The sequence below is a fragment of the Leptospira kobayashii genome, from assembly GCF_003114835.2.
Lineage (GTDB): Bacteria > Spirochaetota > Leptospiria > Leptospirales > Leptospiraceae > Leptospira_A > Leptospira_A kobayashii.
The window spans coordinates 1-16,388 of record NZ_AP025028.1 but is presented as its reverse complement, the minus strand read 5'-3'; the positions used below and the strand labels follow the sequence as shown (position 1 = coordinate 16,388).

The window sequence follows — 16,388 nt, the reverse complement described above, 5'->3', positions numbered from 1 at the left end:
ACCTACTGCGCGATAAGTCCGCCGTCCACGACAAGTGTTTGCCCCGTAACGTACTTTGATGCATCCGATGCCAGGTAAATCGCTGCACCCAAAATATCTTCCGGATCTCCCAATCGACCCATAGGAATACCGGCAAGAACCTGATTCAAAATATACTCTTTGTCCTTAATCATATCCGTCATATCGGTATCAATGAGCCCCGGACAGATTACATTTACCCGATAACCGGAGTTACACCATTCAATGGCCAAAGCTTTTGATAAACTGATGACGGCACCTTTCGTTCCAGAATACACGGAAGCAAGCTTTGAGCCGACCATACCCAGAACGGAAGCAACGTTAATGATATTACCACCGTCTTTCTTATGATGTTTGTAATATGCCTGACAATTTCTAAATACACCCGTATAATTGGTCTGAATCATATTTTGAAGTTCTTCTTCTTTGAACCCGGAGGCCGGAGTATTTGTCGCAATACCGGCGTTATTGATCAGACAGTTTAATTTTCCGTGTTTCTCGCGGATTTTCCCGATCGCATTGAACGCATCTTTTTCAGAGCGGACATCAATGACAACACCGTTGATTCCTTCTTTATCCATCCATTCGATCGATTCGGGTCTTGATCCGGCTCCATAAACAATGGCACCTGCATCTCTGAACCCAAGCGCAATGGATTTTCCAATTCCCCGGCTAGCGCCGGTAATTAGTACGGTTTTTCCAGTTATGTCGAAAAGTTTCATTTCACCTCATGATTGGCAGGATAACACTCGCTATTCTGCGGTTTTGAATCTTCTAATAATTTTTTATAATCTAAAGTTCCGTCGTCCCGCACAAGATCCCTGCGAATATAATGCGCTCCTCTTTCATAATAATCTGCGATCGGATTGCAATCTTCGATATCTTCCACATGTCCGAATTTACATCCGAAGGATAAATTTAAGATTAACATCAGAAAAAGGATGGGAGTCTTCTGCTTCACAGAATTTACTGTGACTAACATTGACAGAAAGGCAAGAACTTGTTCATTCTAAAAAGTAGATCTCCCCGAAGAATTGAGATTTTAAAATCTTTAGGGATTCAATTTGAAATCAAACCCTCCGACATAGATGAAAAAGAAATCCCGGGCGAACTCCCTCTTTCTTATTTAGAACGGATCGCCAAAGCAAAGATTGGTTCTCCCGACGCCCTTATTAAGAATTCCTGCTACCTGTCTTGCGATACAATTGTCGTACAAAATAATAAGATTCTGCATAAACCGGAAAACTTTGAGGACGCCGTCCGGATTCTAAGCGATTTGAACGGAAAATCTCATTCTGTTTTTTCCGGTGCTTGTTTGTATTCGGTCGGGAAATTCGATTTTTTCTACGAAGAGACCGAGATTGTTTTTAAAAAATGGAATATTTCGGAAATCGAAACTTATATCCGTAAGGCCCAACCTTTTGACAAAGCCGGATCTTATGGAATCCAGGACACGAATGGTCCCGTTCGGGAATGGCGTGGTAGGTACCACAATGTGGTCGGGTTTCCGCTTTTTTCGTTTTTAGGAAGATGGGAAATTTGGAAGGAATACTGGGGGAATGAAAATTCCCCGTAAGGAAAAAGTTTTAGGCGTAAACGTTGACAAGATCACCGGGAGTATAACTGGCTTTTTTACCGGAATCCCCTTGGATGGAACTCGCCTGACTTGCCGTATCTTCGGAAGGATATTTGGGTTTGTATTCTCTCGACTGAACCGCATCCACCTTTTCGATGGCCTTTGTATTGTATGTGGGCATCACATACGTAAGTGGTTCCCCTAATCCTGAAACTCTTGCCACACCGCTTGCTATATCCATATTGTGATTATCGCTCTTTCTCTCTTACGAGATTAGACCATTCTTAAAAAAATGGAAACAAAAAAAACAGGCAAAGAATACACTTCCCTATTCCAGTTGTTCAAAACACCGACCAAGGAATTGCCCCAGATTTTCACTTTTGTAGGAGAGGATTCGTACGAATTCGAATTAATCACCGATTTTTATAAAGAAACCTTGGAAAAACAAGGGGAAACCTTTGAAATCATCGTGATTGTGGCGGAAGGTGGTGATCAAAACAAACTTTTTGCGGAACTCTTCACTCCCGATATGTTTTTTCCGAAAAAACTGATCATTGTGAAACATGGAACGACTTTTTTCAAACCGATCCTGGATCCGAAAGCCTCTACCGAATACAGAGATTTCAACGTAGGTTTCAAAAAAAATATCACTTCCGTTTCGGATAAAATTTTCTTTCTCGTGCATTACGATTCCAAAGATCTTCCCGCGAGTTTCAATACTCTTTTCCAAAGCCAACATTCTTATTATAAACCGAAAATTTTATACCAAAGCGATATTACCAAAACCTTACGTGAAGTATTGGAACAGGAACATGTTCAATTGGATAGTGATGCCTGGGATGAATTTGTGCATAAGATACCTGCCAACATAGGAGCTTATTTAAAAAGCGTTCGCAAATTAAAACAGTATTTGAATAAAACCAAATTCACATTGGATGATATCAATGCGATTCTTTTCAACCAAACCCAAGTTAATCCATCTACTCTTGTGGATTATTTGGTACAAGGCAGAAAGACGGAATTCTTTAAAGAATTTACAAAATTTACGGATGATAACGGAGACATTTTATCTTTTTTAACCAGGCTTCTTTATAAATTGGATGAGATTCGGAAATTCAGAATCATCAGAGCGAAACACAATGGAGAAGTTCCCATTCCCGTTATGGACGATTTGTTAAAGACAGGACATTTTTCCGAAGGTAGAAAAAACTTTATGAGAAAACAACTGGCAACGGAATCAAAACATTTTACTGAAAAATCCTTGAATGATTTCTATGAACTGCTCATCGAAATGAATATCAAATTCAAATCGGGACTTAGAAACGAAGAAGGTAGAATTTATTTTTCACAAAAGATGATAGATGCGTTTCGAATTCTTCAGCAAACTTCTTCCAACTGATATTCTTTTAATTTTCTATATAAATTCCGTTCCGAAATACCTAAGATTTTTGCGGTTTTTTCGCGATTACCATTTGTGAGTATCAAATTGGATTTAATGATTTCTTTCTCATAGTCGCTGATGGAAACCCCTGTTTGGACATGTAATTTTTCAGTATCCGAGATAAAATAATGCAAAGGGAGCGATTTTAACAAAACATGTTTGGTGGAAGTGAAAGCCACCATGGAAAAAACAAGATCCTTTAATTCATGTAAGTTGGTTTTGTAATTTCGATCTAAAAAAAATGGAATGAATTTTTCCTCGAAGGACAAAACCTTTTTTTTAAAATCGGTATTTGCCATCTCCAAAAAATTCTGTAAAAACAAAGCTATGTCGGGTTTTCTTTTTGAAAGAGGAGGCAACTCAAAACGAAATGATCTCAACTGGTCGAAAAATTCCTGTGCCAAGGGTTTTTCTTTCAATAACGGAATTTCATCCTTGGCCAATTCCCAATAAAAGTAATATTTCGGATCTTTATTGTATTTCTCTTCCTTCCACCAATTCAACCAGTCTTTGATTGTTTCGATTTCAGCATATGCCAGGTTTTTCAACCAGATAACTTTTGTTTTTTGGGCTTTAAGTAGATTCTTTATTTCCTCAAGCGAAGCAGGATGCGAATGAAAATCCACAATCTTCACTTCGTTTGTTTGAATTTTCCTGATTTGGATCGATTGTTCGATCCAAAAAGATTTACCTACTCCCGATTCCCCAATGATCAATAAAGGAATCTTCGTTTGAGAAGAATGAATCCATTGTTCTTTGAGTTTTTTTATATCCGAAGAAGCTGTGATCCAATTCTCTTCATTTCTTTTTGACGACACTAATCACACCTTGTAAGTATCCGGAAAACTGTTTGATCTTATTTGATTCCAAAAATTTTTTCGATTGAGAAGGAAGAATGAGCAATGATCTGGGATAAGAACTACTTGTTCTCAAGACACTCGTTTCATTCGGTAAATTTTTCACCCCCCATGTGGAAAGCGAATCTCCGTAGAACGTAGTCTGTATAACATATTCTTTTCCGGGCACTACATTCAATTCGATAGGAAGTTTGATCCAGATAGCTTCTCCTTTCGTTTCCAGAAGAGCATTTTGATATCTGCCGGTATCCGATTCCTCCCGAATCATCTCGGAGCCGAGTAAAGTTTCGATGTCGGTTTTCACTTCCGATTTTTCCAAAACTCGTTTTTCCGAAATTTTTTCATAAGCCTGAAACATATTGTAAGGAGTGATTACATCTACTGCTGCACGAACGATCGAAGCGTCCCATTTTTTATAATTGGAGGCATTGAAATCAAAAGGAGGCGGAGCATCAAGTACCGAAGTATAAAGATTAAATTGATTCAAATATAAATTGGAATAACCGTCTTCGTTTCCTATCTTCTGATAATCCGTGATTCCTAATATTTTTGCGGAGCTGGAACGTCCGATCCTTTGCAATTCTCGAATCACAGTCAATTCCGAATGATTCGGAATCACTATATGAATTTGAAATCCTAATTGTCTGATTTCATTCAATGCAAGTATGATCGCATTTGATTTGTCTTTGGAAGCTCCAGACAAAAGTAAAAAGAGTTTTCTCGATTCCTTTTTGCCTCCGGTGAATCTTAACTTCAAAGATTGAATCGATTGTAAAATAACATCGGAAGAATTATTTCCCGACCAAGTTGTATCTTCTATAACTTTTTTGACTTCTGCATGTTCCAAAGAAGAAGCGATATTTAATATTTTGTCTTTGCGGACGATAGTTAATCCCAAAAACAAATTGGGCATATCAATTAAGGAAGAAACCGATTTTACAAAATCTTTTCTGTAATAAGCATACGAAGCATTGGTATCGAATAAAAAATAAACTTCGTTATAAACATTATCCCTTTTTTGTCGATTGTCATGAATCTTCGGAGGAAGGAATCGAAAACTTTTCTCTATATGTTTTTCAATTGCTAAGATGAAATTTGATATGAGTTTTGATTGGATTTGCTGAAGTGATTTGCTTTTACAATTATAGATCTCCGTTTGAATCAAAACAGGATTTCCAAAGTCAATGGAATCTTTGGAAATAAAATTGCTATCCCATTCAATGCATAACAAATTCAAATTTTGTTCTGTTAGTTTTGTATCTGCGCTGAAACCTTCCGAAGAAAGAAAATTCTCAATGCTTTTTGAATCTGTTGTTTCAGTAAAAAAATTTCTCTTTAAATAATGCCTCGAAATTTTTGCAAGTTCAACGGACGCTTCTTCTTTCGTGCCCAAAAAAGCAGGAACATCCCCGCTTAAGGACGCAGGTAAAATGCTTATTTCTTTAGCAAAGATTTCAAAAAAAGGAAAAACCGAAAACAGAAGCGCTATAATTAGAACATTGTTCATTCTATGATAACGAAATATATTGATTAGAATAATTCTAGTTTTTTTCACTAATTTTAATATTTCCCAATTCTCTCTGAATCTATTCGTAGAGAAAAGATTGACAATCAGATTTCCAACCTATCTAATCTATCGGAAAGGAGTTAGATTCTTTATGAAGAAATCGCTTATCGTAATGGCTTCTCTAGTAGCCTTCATAGTATCATGTGGTGGTGGGGATTCCAGAAGAGATGCCACAACTGTTGGAAAGAACGGTTGGATTTTTGAAGGCTGGGCTTGCGCTCCGGATGCCGCAGCTGGGAAAGAAGGCAAAAGTCCTGCTGAATACTGCAAAGGTAAAGAGAAAGAATTCGAATATCTGTACATGAAATTTTCCGCTCGCGCTTCCGCAAAAGCAATCAATGAAAAATCAATTGCAATGAAGAAGTCAACTTGCCGTGAAGCGGCTCGCCTACAAGTAGCAGGCGATGGTTTGAAAAAGATCCTTGGTGAATACTTGGAACAAGCTTCCGGTGTTTCTGACGGTCAATCTACCGGTTCGGTTATCGTTTCCGAATCAAAAGGTAAAATCAGTGGTTTAGGAATTTATGACTGTTGTTCACTTAACAAAGACACAGGTGCTTGCGCTGAAGTCGGTGAACAAGAATCTTGGGAAGAGTGTGATTGCGTTGGTTATATGAGATATGCCGGCGGTCAAAAAGCACTAGAAACTAAAGCGAAAGAAGTTCAATAATTTAGCTTACTTACTTTAGAATTCCGAACCTCCTTTGTGGAAACGCTGAGGAGGTTTTTTTTATGCCTGGAGAGTTTTCTATCCTTTGATTTAAAGTTTTGCCTTAGGATCAAAGTAATGTTTATGAATGAACTCCTGCACTCTTGCATGAACATCCGGCGGAAGCTCCGAAAAAATAACCGTTGTAGTCTTTCCGGCAATTCGTTTGACAGTACCTTGGATAAATGTTTTCACCTTGTTCAACATAAAACTAATCGTCACCACATCCCCCTCATAAAACAAAGAAGTCGTTTGCAATGACAAGCCACCTGTTCCGAGATCAGTCAGTTGAGCGGTAACTGGAGTTCCTTTTCCATTCGATAAACCGATTTCACAAGCAATGTCCAGTTTTACTCTGGCTTTTTTTCTTTTTTGTTTTACTCCGCCATACATAGAGTACGAATCGGAAAAAATTGATTTTTGAGAATCTGCCATTAATAAGTTCCTTTTTTATACATCGACCAAGTAGGTTTCGCAATTGAGGCTATCATTCAGTTCAATTGTTTCCAATTTGGTATTTGTTTCCGTTTGCTCGTAATTCGAGAATAATTGCAAAAACATGTTGAGAGAATTTGTCTGTAACATTTGGCTTTTCAAATCTTTTGGAAAGTTTGTCCCTTCCACATATTTTGCGAAATGTTTACGGAATAAAATAAGACCGTAGTCATCATCGCTAGGATAAAAATCAAGCATAGTTAACAAATGTTCAATGACAACTTTTTTGATTTCTGCAAAAGAAACGGATGATTTGTCTCTCTCTGAAAAAATCCAGGGGTTCCCGATGGCTTTTCTCCCGATCAAAACAAGATCCACTTTATATTTTCTGATTTTTTCTTTGGCTTCTCCGTAACTCGCAACATCTCCATTACCAAAGATCGGCACCTTTGCAAAAGACTTAATATCACCAATGGATTCCCAATCCGCTTTTCCGGTATACGCCATGGATTTTGTTCTTCCGTGAACGGAAATTGCCGAGACACCTGATTCTTGCAGTATATGAACGGATTCTTTATAATTCAGATTTTCTTCGTCCCAACCTAACCGAATTTTGGCGGTAACGGGAACGGAGACTGATTTTCGGATTCCTTCGATCATTTGGCCGGCCAAAGGAAGATTGCGCAAGAGCCCTGCCCCTGATCCGTGATGAGACACTTTGGAAACGGAGCACCCCATATTCAGATCAATGATATCGGGCCCTAAAGGTTCAATTCGTTTTGCAGCTTCTACAACGGTATTCAAATCAGATCCGAAGATCTGAAAGGAAATAGGTCTTTCGATTTCCTTGAATCGAAACATATCGATTGATTTTTGATTTCCAAGTAGGATCTGCTCTGTAGATACGAATTCAGTATAGGAGAATGCGGAGCCATATCGTCTGGCGATACGTCGGTAGGGACTATCGGATATCCCTGCCATAGGAGACAAAGTCACATCTCCTTTAATCTCCACATTTCCTACTTTAACCATAATTAAACGGTCTCTTCCGTATCCCTTACAATAGCAAAGTCTTTTACAAAATCTTCATCTTTCGTGTTTACTACTTTGACACCCATTGCGGTTCGTCCGACCATTGAAATGCCTTTAGCTTCCACTCGAATCGCCATTCCAGATTGAGTGATGATCAATAGCTCATCCTCTTCCCGAATTGTTGCAATACCGACGGAGCGGCCGTTCTTTTCTCCGATTTTCAGATAGGTCATACCTTTTCCGCCGCGACCTTTCGTTGAAAATTCTTCGAAATCGGTTCTCTTACCAAAACCATTTTCAGATATACAGAACAAATGAGTGTTAGGTTCTACTTTCGTAATACCTGCAATTTGATCTTTTTCATCCAGTCGCATTGCCGTCACACCGGAAGCAGTTCTTCCTTGCGATCGTAGTTCATTGAGATTCATACGAATAGCAAGACCATCTTTACTTGCGATGAATACATCGTAGTTTTCAGGATTGGAAAGCACATCGATGAGCTCATCACCTTCACGGAGTCCGATGGCAATCAAACCTGATTTTTTAGCGTTTGAAAACTCATCCAATTGGATTTTTTTTACAAATCCGTCTCTGGTAACCATGAGGAGATACGATTCGTCAAAATCTCTGAATGCGAATAAGGAAGTAATGATCTCGTCTTCCGTTAAATTGATAATTGCCTTTAGAGATTTTCCCCGTGCTTCTTTCGTTCCGATCGGCAACTCGTAAACTTTCATGAGGAAAGCCCGGCCTTTGTTGGAAAAGAGCATTAGATTGTCATGAGTCATTGCGGTGCTTAGTTTTTTAACGAAGTCTTCTCTCTTGGAAGAAATTCCTTGAATACCCTTTCCTCCTCGTTTTTGACGACGGAAAGTATCCATAGGCAATCGTTTGATAAACATATCTTCCGAAATTTGAACGACTACTTCTTCGTCCGCGATCAAGTCTTCCGCATTGAACGTAGAAGATTCGAGAGACTCCAAACTAATTTCCGTTGTGCGACCTGAACCGAAAGATTCGGATACTTTGGATAATTCGTCACAAATGATTTGTTTTACTCTCTCAGGTTTCGCTAAAATATCCTCCAAGTCCAAAATGATCAGACGGACCTGTTCCAATTCATCGATGATTTTTTGAACTTCCAAAGAAGTAAGTCTTTGCAAACGCATTTCAAGGATCGCATCCGATTGGACTTCGGACAAACCGAAAGTACTCATCAACTTTGCCTGTGCTTCTCTAGGATCTTTCGAAGCACGAATGATTTTGATTACCTCATCGATATTATCGAGGGCAATTCTCAATCCCTCCAAGATATGAGCTCTTTTTTGAGCTTTATCCAAATCGAATTGCGTTCTTCTAACAACGACTTGGTTACGGTGCGTTGCGTATGACTGTAAAATCTCCTTCAGCGAAAAAATCTTAGGGCGTTTGTCGAGAATCGCAAGCATTGTGATTCCGAAACTGACCTGCAATTGAGTGAGTTTGAACAGTTGATTTAGAATGACTTGGGCGTTGAAATCCTTTTTAATATGAAGTTCAACCCGGATACCTTTCCTATCGGAAAGGTCTAAGATTTCCGTAATTCCCTCGATGATCTTTTCATTTACAAGATCACCGATTTTTTCCAATAAATGTTTTTTATTTACCTGATAAGGAATTTCACTAATAACAATGATTTCACGGCCTTTTGCGTTTTCAATGATATCCACTTTGGAACGGATTCGAATCGAACCGCGTCCAGTAGAATATGCCTGATATAATCCTTCTCCACCAATGATCGTTCCACCTGTAGGGAAATCCGGCCCAGGTAAAATCTTCATCAATTCATAGAGAGAAATATCCGGATTTTGAATAAGAGCGATCACAGCATTGAGAGACTCTTTCAAGTTATGCGGAGGAATATTGGTCGCCATTCCAACGGCAATACCGGTGGATCCATTGACTAGAATATTCGGAAAATTGGCAGGTAATACATCGGGTTGCTGTCTCGTATCATCAAAGTTTGGTGAAAACTCGACAGTATTCTTTTCGATGTCCTTGAGTAACTCTTCCGCAAGCTTAGTAAGACGTGCTTCCGTATAACGATAGTGTGCCGCGTTGTCACCGTCGACAGATCCGTAGTTTCCTTGACCGTCCACCAGCGGTTCCCGCATGGAAAATTTTTGCACCATACGAACCATAGTTTCATAAACAGGTGCATCACCGTGAGGGTGAAAGTTACCGATTACTTCCCCGACAATTTTCGCGGATTTTACATAAGGCCTGTCACTTCTCCAGGCACGTTCGTTCATAGCATGAAGAATCCTTCTATGAACCGGTTTTAATCCGTCTCTTACATCAGGCAGAGCTCTACCTACGATTACGCTCATCGCATAATCAAGATAAGCTTCTTTCATTTGGTCTTCAATCTCAACAGGAATGACTCTCACCCCTGCTTTCAATGCTCCGGCTACGTCGGGTCTTCCTGATAGGTTTAAGGCTAAAGTTTTTGTAGATTCGTTTTCTTGGCCGTTTGTTTCGGTCATTTTAATATTCCGTATTTAATTATAAATCTAGGTTTGCGACTTTGTAAGAGTTTTCTTCAATGAACCTTCTGCGGGGAGAGACATCATCCCCCATAAGAATATTGAAAGTGTCTTCCGCTTCCACAAAGTCATCGAGTTTTACTTGCAACATTACCCGCTCTTTCGGATCCATCGTAGTTTCCCAAAGTTGTTCCGGGTTCATCTCTCCCAAACCTTTGTATCTTTGGATGACAACTTTATCTCCCGAACGTGCTTTCAGAATTTCTTCCTTTTCTTTATCCGAGTAAACGTAAACAGCCTCGCGACCGAACTTGAGTTGATACAAAGGAGGCTGAGCCACATACAATGATCCGCGTGCGATTACCGGTTTCATATAGCGAAAGAAAAAGGTTAATAACAAAGTACGAATATGTGATCCGTCCACATCGGCATCAGTCATGATAATAATCTTGCGATATCTGAGTTTATCGGCATTGAATTCATCATCGCCGATACCAGTTCCCATAACAGTGATTAGGTTTCTAACTTCTTCATTTGATAAAATTTTGTCGAGTCTAGATTTCTCAACATTCAAAATCTTTCCTTTCAAAGGAAGAATCGCCTGAATATTTCTATCTCTACCTTGTTTTGCAGATCCACCGGCAGAATCCCCCTCGACAAGGAAAAGTTCGCATAATTCAGGATCTCTTTCCGAACAATCTGCAAGTTTTCCGGGCAAACCACCGCCTTCCAAAACCGTTTTCCTGCGAGTGAGATCTCTTGCTCGTCTGGCCGCTTCACGTGCCTTAGATGCTAAGATACATTTCTCTAGAATCTTTTTGATGACGGAAGGATTCTCTTCGAAAAAAAGATTCAAACCTTCTCCCGAAATCGTTTGCATCAGACCTTTTACTTCTGCATTGACCAGTTTTTCTTTGGTTTGTGAGTTAAATTGAGGCTGTGGAATTTTTACAGAGATGACCGCGCAAAGTCCTTCTTTTACATCGTCACCTGTCAAACCGTTAGGTTGTTTTTTTAAAAGAACCTGATCTTTTTTCAAATGATCATTCAGAGTTCTAGTAAGCGCGGTCCTAAATCCTTCTAAATGTGTTCCACCCAGGTTGTTATTGATCGCATTGGTAAAACAAAATACACTTTCAGAATAGGTATCGCAATACTGTAGAGCGATCTCAGCCCAAACGGTTTCTTTCTCTCCTACGAAATGTAAAACTTTATGAAGGGGGTGTTTCGAATCGGTTAGATATTCAACGAAAGAAACAATCCCTCCATCGAACTTAAATTCATGTTGAGCGACTTCTTCTTTTCTGAGATCTTCGATCCTTAAAAGAAGCCCTTTGTTTAAAAATGCAATTTCCCTAAAACGGGCCGAAAGTGTATCAAAGAAAAATTCGGTAGTTGTGAAAATCGACTTATCCGGCAAAAACCGAACAGTGGTGCCCTGACGATCGGTATCTCCTATGATTTTTACGTCCTCAACAGGAATTCCCGTCTGGTATTTTTGGTAGTGTATTTTTCCCGATTGATGAACTTCCACTTCCAACCATGTGGACAATGCATTCACAACGGAAACACCTACACCATGAAGACCGCCTGATACCTTATAGGCGTCGTTCTCGAATTTACCACCTGCGTGAAGTATGGTCAGTACTACTTCGATCGTGGATTTTCCTTTGTCCGGGTGGATCCCGACAGGAATCCCCCTTCCGTTATCTTTAACTTCGATTATATTTTCAGGTAATATTTTGACATCGATCTGAGTGCAATGCCCTGCCATCGCCTCGTCGACCGAGTTGTCCACAACTTCATAGACCATCTTATGGAGACCCGATTCATCTTGGGTTCCAATGTACATCCCAGGCCGTTTTCGAACGGCTTCCAGACCCTCTAAAATCTTAATTTGCGAGGCTGCATAGGGGTTTTGAGAGGCTTCATTTGTCATAGAGTAAACTTGTATCCTATAGGAACTATCCCAGGAGAAGCCCACTAGGGCAAGTGAAAAGACGTACTTGTTTAGGAACTTGTCCTTTTGGAATTGGGGACTATGCCGGTTTTTAGGACGATTTTTGAAATGTTCGTAGGAAGTTTTTTATCGGTTAATTTTTGCAAAATTGCCATCTTTTGAAACTCCATTTCCTGCGAAATAAGGGAGTGTTTGCACATAACAATCAGTCGGTTTTCTTTCAATTCTGCAGGATAAGATTGGTCTCCGAAAAAATCCCCTACGATTTCCTTCCAATCTCTTTGAATGATTTTGATCGTTTGGGTGGAGAAAATTTCATTTTGGTCGAACCCGAGTCTTTCTAAACTTTTGAACAATTCTCCGATCTCTACTTTTTTCATTTTTCAAAACCTTGGGATACTTTTCCATTTTGGATCACAAAAATTTCTTTGTCAATCTCCAGGTTTCCCACATATTCTTTGATTCCTTCCAAATCCGTAGTGGTGAAAAACGCCTGTCCGCATTCTAAAATCAGATTCAGAAAATACTCGCGTCTTTTGACATCTAACTCCCGTATAATGTCATCAATCAAAAGAACGGGAGCTTCCCCCGTATCTTCCAAAATCATTTGAAAAGAAGCTGTCTTGAGAGCGATAACGGCACTTCTTTTTTGGCCTTGAGACCCGAAAGAACTGAGGTCTTTATCATCAAAGCCGATGGGAATATCATCTCTATGACTTCCGCAGCTGGTATAACCGATAGCTCTATCCTTTCTAAGATTCCCGACCAATCTTTCTCTATGATTTTCTTCCGACAGAACATTCGGTTTGTAAGTGATATGAAACGGATCTTTACCCTGGCTGAGCAAATTCAAATTTTTTTCAAAAAATAAGTTCAGTCTGGAAATTGTAAGAGATCGTATTTTACGAATTTCCGAATCCCTTTCGATCAAAGGCTCGTTCCAAATTTCAATTTCCTTGTCGGTAGCAGTTTCCTTTTTTAAAGTATGATTTCTTTGTTTCAGAAGTCGATTGTATTCGATCAGATGATGCAAATAACTTTTGTTTGTAGAAGAAATAAAAGAATCCAAGAATCTTCTTCTTTCTACATTTCCCGATTCTATAATCTGAATGTCGGGTGGGCTGAGTATCACGGAACGAAAGTATCCGACGGAATCGGAAACCTTTTTAATCACTTCACCGTTTATTTTTATTTTTTTACGCTTGAATTGACCCTTTTCGATTCCGTATTCAAATACAAAATCTTCTCCTCCTGCTTCAAATTCCGCTCTTACAAAAGTAAAAGGAGAATCCCATTTCAATAACTGATTTTCATCGGTTTCTCTGAAACTTTTCAAATAGGATAAAAGGGAAATGGATTCGAGCAGGTTTGTCTTACCTTCTCCATTGTTTCCGATAAAGAAGATAAGACGGGATTTAAAATCTAGGGTAGTTTGTTCGTGATTACGAAAATTTTGAAGTGCAATTCGCCTAAGATACATTAAAGCTTCATCGGCATAATTACTGATACGAAATCGCTATCAGACGGATCCTTAAACAATACAGGAGCACTGGAAGACGAAAATTCAAAGATCACTTCCGGATCATCCACCGCTTTGACTACATCATTCAAATAATCTCCCTTGAAAGCGATCGTGACAGGTTCTCCGCTGTATTCGACAGGCATATTGTGATCAAACATCATTGTACCTGGGTTAGAAGAACTGATGTTAACGTTTCCTTTGGAAAAACTCAACCGAACTTGTTTGGACGGTTCTTCCGCAGAGATCAAAGCTTGTTTCAGAAAAGTAAGAAAATCTGTTTTTGCAATCCGAACCGATTCTGCCGCCTGTTTCGGGATCACTTGTTCGTAATCAGGGAAGTTACCATCAATGAGTTTGAATAACAATTCGATGTTTCCCGAAGACACATAAATTTGTTCGTCGATAAAACCTATCTTTGCAGTTTCTTTTCCTTCCATCATCTTTAACATTTCGCGAACCGCTTTATGAGGAATGATCGCTCCGTTTTTAAATGGAAATTGTTTTGGAAACTTACGTACGATTTTAGAAAGTCTTCTTCCGTCCGTTCCGACTACAACTAAGTCGGTATCTTCTGGTTTTAAAAATAAACCGTTGAATACGAAACGTGTTTCTTCGATCGCCATGGCGTAAGAAGTTTTGCGAAACATTTCACGAATCGTCTGGCAAGGAAACTCAACGACATTGGATTCATTCACAACCGGAATCGTTTTGATGTCTTCCGAATCAATTCCGTTGACTTTGAATTTCGTATCCATCTTTCCGGAAGCATCCGTAATCGAAGTTTCCGACGAATCATTGTTATCACTTGTTGAAAGCAAAGTCGAATCGAAATTCAAATTTTTGAATATATTTGACAGTTGTTTTGCGGGAAGCGATGCGTTTCCCTTTTGTCCTACTACGGATGCAACCGAAGTTTTGATTGCAATTTCCAAATCTGTTGCTGAGAGATAAACGATATTGTCTTCCGCCTGGATTTTCAAATTGGATAGAGCGGACTTAATTTCTCGAACGGAGATTACACCATCTACGGAGTTGATTGCTTTTAGAAAGTCTGTAGTATTGACAGTGAATTTCATTTTCTTCCTCTTTTCTTATATATATAATTTATTAAATATATTATGTCGTCTTCGTTGTATCTGTCAGTATGTGCATAAACCCTCTAAACATCAATTTTTATTGGATTATGTCTGATAAAATCATTTTTTAGACCGTTCATATTTATGTCACTTATCTCTTGATTTCGACAGTTCTTTCCATCTAAAAATGTTTTATGTCTTATAAACAACTTATCTACAGTTCTTTAATAGGCTTTTGAACAGATTATTGAAAGGATATTTGATGCTTAATCGACTGATACAAATCAGCAAGATTTTGGTCTTCGTTGAACCGTTCTTTGATCTTATTGATCCCGTGAATGACGGTCGTATGTTGGGCGGAAAAAATCCTTCCGATCTGTGACTTGGGAAGCCCCAAAATCTCATGGAGAAGTAACATGGACAGGTGACGCGGAAGAATATAATCCGCCTTTCTGCTTTTCCCTAAAAGATCCTTTCTTGCTACACTCATTCTTTCGCAGATCAAATCGATAACCTGGTCGGGGTTGAATCCGATGCGCTTTCGATTGGTCTGCAGTCTGGAGTTGGCGATCTCTCTGATCTTGTCTTCCGGCAAAAGAAAGAATTGATACGCTTTTTTGTACAAAACCAAATCGTTGATAATTCCGATCAAAGCCCGAGAATCTCCCTCACAATTGACTGCAAGCCAATCCAGGGTCTCTTCCGACATTGGAATATTGTATTGGACAGAGTAAGTCCGGAGCAGTTCTTTCCGTAAAGTTTGGTCGTGTTCCTTTATATCTGCCTGGAGACCGTGAACAAATCTCGATTTGAGTCTATCGTGTAACGGTAGTTCGTAACTCGGTCTGTCGGATGCTATGACTATTTGTCTTTTTCTTTCGTAAAGAAAATTGAATAGTGCAAAAAACTCTTCCTGAGTTTTTTCCGCTCCACCGTTTAAAAACTGAATATCATCGAATAATAAGACATTATAAGACTGATATCTCATCTTAAAAGATTCCAGAGAGTCTCTATTGTTTTGTCTTACAGTAAATATAAATTCATTTAGAAAAGAAATGCTGTCTACATAACGAACCGTCTTCCAGGGATCTTTCTTTTTGATTTCTGATCCGATGGCATGGAGCAAATGAGTCTTCCCAACGCCGACAGGTCCGAATAAGTAGAGAGGATTGTATTTTCCCGGATTTTCAGAAATGCTTTTTGCTGCGGTAAAAGCGAGTTTATTGCAGTCAGACACTATATAAGTTTCGAAATTATACTCGGAATTCAGCTCCGTTTCGTCTGTTTGAAATTTATTTTCGATGACACTCTTCATATGAAGAGTGGATTCTTCTTTATCTGTGAGTAAAACGAGTCGAAAAGAATCACCTTTGACCTGATAGGCGGCTGTTTCGATAAAATTGATATATTTCGCTTCTACGTGGCTTTTGATGATTTGTGAAGGGGCCGATACAACGAGATCATTTCCTTCCCAACGTACAAAGTGCAACGGTGCGATAAAGTTTCTAAAATACTTTGGAGGGATTTGTTTCGATACCTCTTCTAAAATTTCTTCCCAAACTGCTTCCAATCTAATGTGAATCCTTTATCAAACCGGGTACTATACTTCTATTCAGTAGGTAGAATTCAAATGAAAATTCGAGTACCCCTTCCGATTTAAAAAAATCTGG

16 protein-coding genes are annotated in these 16,388 nt (G+C 39.1%); 3 read left to right on the top strand and 13 right to left on the bottom strand.

Annotated elements, in window-relative coordinates; genetic code table 11:
* Nucleotides 1-2 precede the first annotated feature (2 nt).
* Together DI077_RS00080 and DI077_RS00075 are read right to left on the bottom strand one after the other, a co-directional pair.
* Nucleotides 3-740: an SDR family NAD(P)-dependent oxidoreductase gene (locus DI077_RS00080; protein WP_109021710.1), complete on the bottom strand. Its 738-nt coding sequence runs from the start codon at nucleotides 738-740 to the stop codon at nucleotides 3-5.
* Nucleotides 737-949, bottom strand: a complete 213-nt coding sequence (locus DI077_RS00075) for a hypothetical protein (protein WP_109022172.1) — start codon at nucleotides 947-949, stop codon at nucleotides 737-739. Before DI077_RS00075 ends, DI077_RS00080 begins: the two co-directional genes overlap by 4 nt.
* Nucleotides 950-1,018: 69 nt before the next feature.
* Between DI077_RS00075 and DI077_RS00070 the strand changes: the two genes are divergently transcribed.
* Complete coding sequence (locus tag DI077_RS00070) at nucleotides 1,019-1,594, top strand: Maf family protein (protein WP_109021709.1); 576 nt, start codon at nucleotides 1,019-1,021, stop codon at nucleotides 1,592-1,594.
* 10 nt (nucleotides 1,595-1,604) lie between these two features.
* On the opposite strand, the gene DI077_RS00065 is transcribed toward DI077_RS00070, so the two are convergent.
* The gene (locus DI077_RS00065; RefSeq protein WP_109021708.1) at nucleotides 1,605-1,835 is read right to left on the bottom strand and encodes a hypothetical protein; all 231 of its coding nucleotides are present in this window, start codon (nucleotides 1,833-1,835) and stop codon (nucleotides 1,605-1,607) included.
* Between the two features lie 51 nt (nucleotides 1,836-1,886).
* On the opposite strand from DI077_RS00065, the gene holA reads away from it, so the two are divergent.
* Nucleotides 1,887-2,993 (top strand): DNA polymerase III subunit delta, encoded by a 1,107-nt coding sequence (holA, locus tag DI077_RS00060; protein ID WP_109021707.1) that lies wholly within the window; start codon nucleotides 1,887-1,889, stop codon nucleotides 2,991-2,993.
* Here holA and DI077_RS00055 read toward each other — a convergent pair.
* Both DI077_RS00055 and DI077_RS00050 read right to left on the bottom strand, forming a co-directional pair.
* On the bottom strand, nucleotides 2,972-3,853 hold the full coding sequence (locus DI077_RS00055) for a helix-turn-helix domain-containing protein (RefSeq protein ID WP_109021706.1): 882 nt from the start codon (nucleotides 3,851-3,853) through the stop codon (nucleotides 2,972-2,974). The genes holA and DI077_RS00055 overlap by 22 nt on opposite strands.
* Entirely contained in the window at nucleotides 3,834-5,399 is a 1,566-nt protein-coding gene (locus DI077_RS00050) for an LIC10012 family protein (protein WP_109022171.1), read from the bottom strand. Before DI077_RS00050 ends, DI077_RS00055 begins: the two co-directional genes overlap by 20 nt.
* A gap of 151 nt (nucleotides 5,400-5,550) precedes the next feature.
* On the opposite strand from DI077_RS00050, the gene DI077_RS00045 reads away from it, so the two are divergent.
* Nucleotides 5,551-6,129 (top strand): lipoprotein LipL21, encoded by a 579-nt coding sequence (locus DI077_RS00045; protein ID WP_109021705.1) that lies wholly within the window; start codon nucleotides 5,551-5,553, stop codon nucleotides 6,127-6,129.
* Nucleotides 6,130-6,219: 90 nt separating this feature from the next.
* Here DI077_RS00045 and DI077_RS00040 read toward each other — a convergent pair whose 3' ends face one another.
* From DI077_RS00040 to dnaA, 8 genes are all read right to left on the bottom strand, one after another.
* Entirely contained in the window at nucleotides 6,220-6,603 is a 384-nt protein-coding gene (locus tag DI077_RS00040) for a PilZ domain-containing protein (RefSeq protein WP_109021704.1), read from the bottom strand.
* Nucleotides 6,604-6,618: 15 nt separating this feature from the next.
* A complete protein-coding gene (locus DI077_RS00035) occupies nucleotides 6,619-7,635 on the bottom strand; it encodes a tRNA dihydrouridine synthase (protein ID WP_109021703.1) in 1,017 nt (338 codons plus the stop codon).
* Nucleotides 7,636-7,637: 2 nt separating this feature from the next.
* Nucleotides 7,638-10,160 (bottom strand): DNA gyrase subunit A, encoded by a 2,523-nt coding sequence (gene gyrA / locus DI077_RS00030; RefSeq protein ID WP_109021702.1) that lies wholly within the window; start codon nucleotides 10,158-10,160, stop codon nucleotides 7,638-7,640.
* A gap of 19 nt (nucleotides 10,161-10,179) precedes the next feature.
* Nucleotides 10,180-12,099, bottom strand: coding sequence for a DNA topoisomerase (ATP-hydrolyzing) subunit B (gene gyrB / locus DI077_RS00025; protein WP_109021701.1), 1,920 nt, complete (start codon nucleotides 12,097-12,099; stop codon nucleotides 10,180-10,182).
* Between the two features lie 71 nt (nucleotides 12,100-12,170).
* The gene (locus DI077_RS00020) at nucleotides 12,171-12,500 is read right to left on the bottom strand and encodes a DciA family protein (protein WP_109021700.1); all 330 of its coding nucleotides are present in this window, start codon (nucleotides 12,498-12,500) and stop codon (nucleotides 12,171-12,173) included.
* Entirely contained in the window at nucleotides 12,497-13,600 is a 1,104-nt protein-coding gene (recF, locus tag DI077_RS00015; protein ID WP_109021699.1) for a DNA replication/repair protein RecF, read from the bottom strand. The genes DI077_RS00020 and recF overlap by 4 nt, the downstream gene beginning before the upstream one ends.
* Nucleotides 13,600-14,718 (bottom strand): DNA polymerase III subunit beta, encoded by a 1,119-nt coding sequence (gene dnaN, locus DI077_RS00010; RefSeq protein WP_109021698.1) that lies wholly within the window; start codon nucleotides 14,716-14,718, stop codon nucleotides 13,600-13,602. Before dnaN ends, recF begins: the two co-directional genes overlap by 1 nt.
* Nucleotides 14,719-14,962: 244 nt before the next feature.
* Nucleotides 14,963-16,288, bottom strand: a complete 1,326-nt coding sequence (gene dnaA / locus DI077_RS00005; RefSeq protein ID WP_109021697.1) for a chromosomal replication initiator protein DnaA — start codon at nucleotides 16,286-16,288, stop codon at nucleotides 14,963-14,965.
* Nucleotides 16,289-16,388 lie beyond the last annotated feature (100 nt).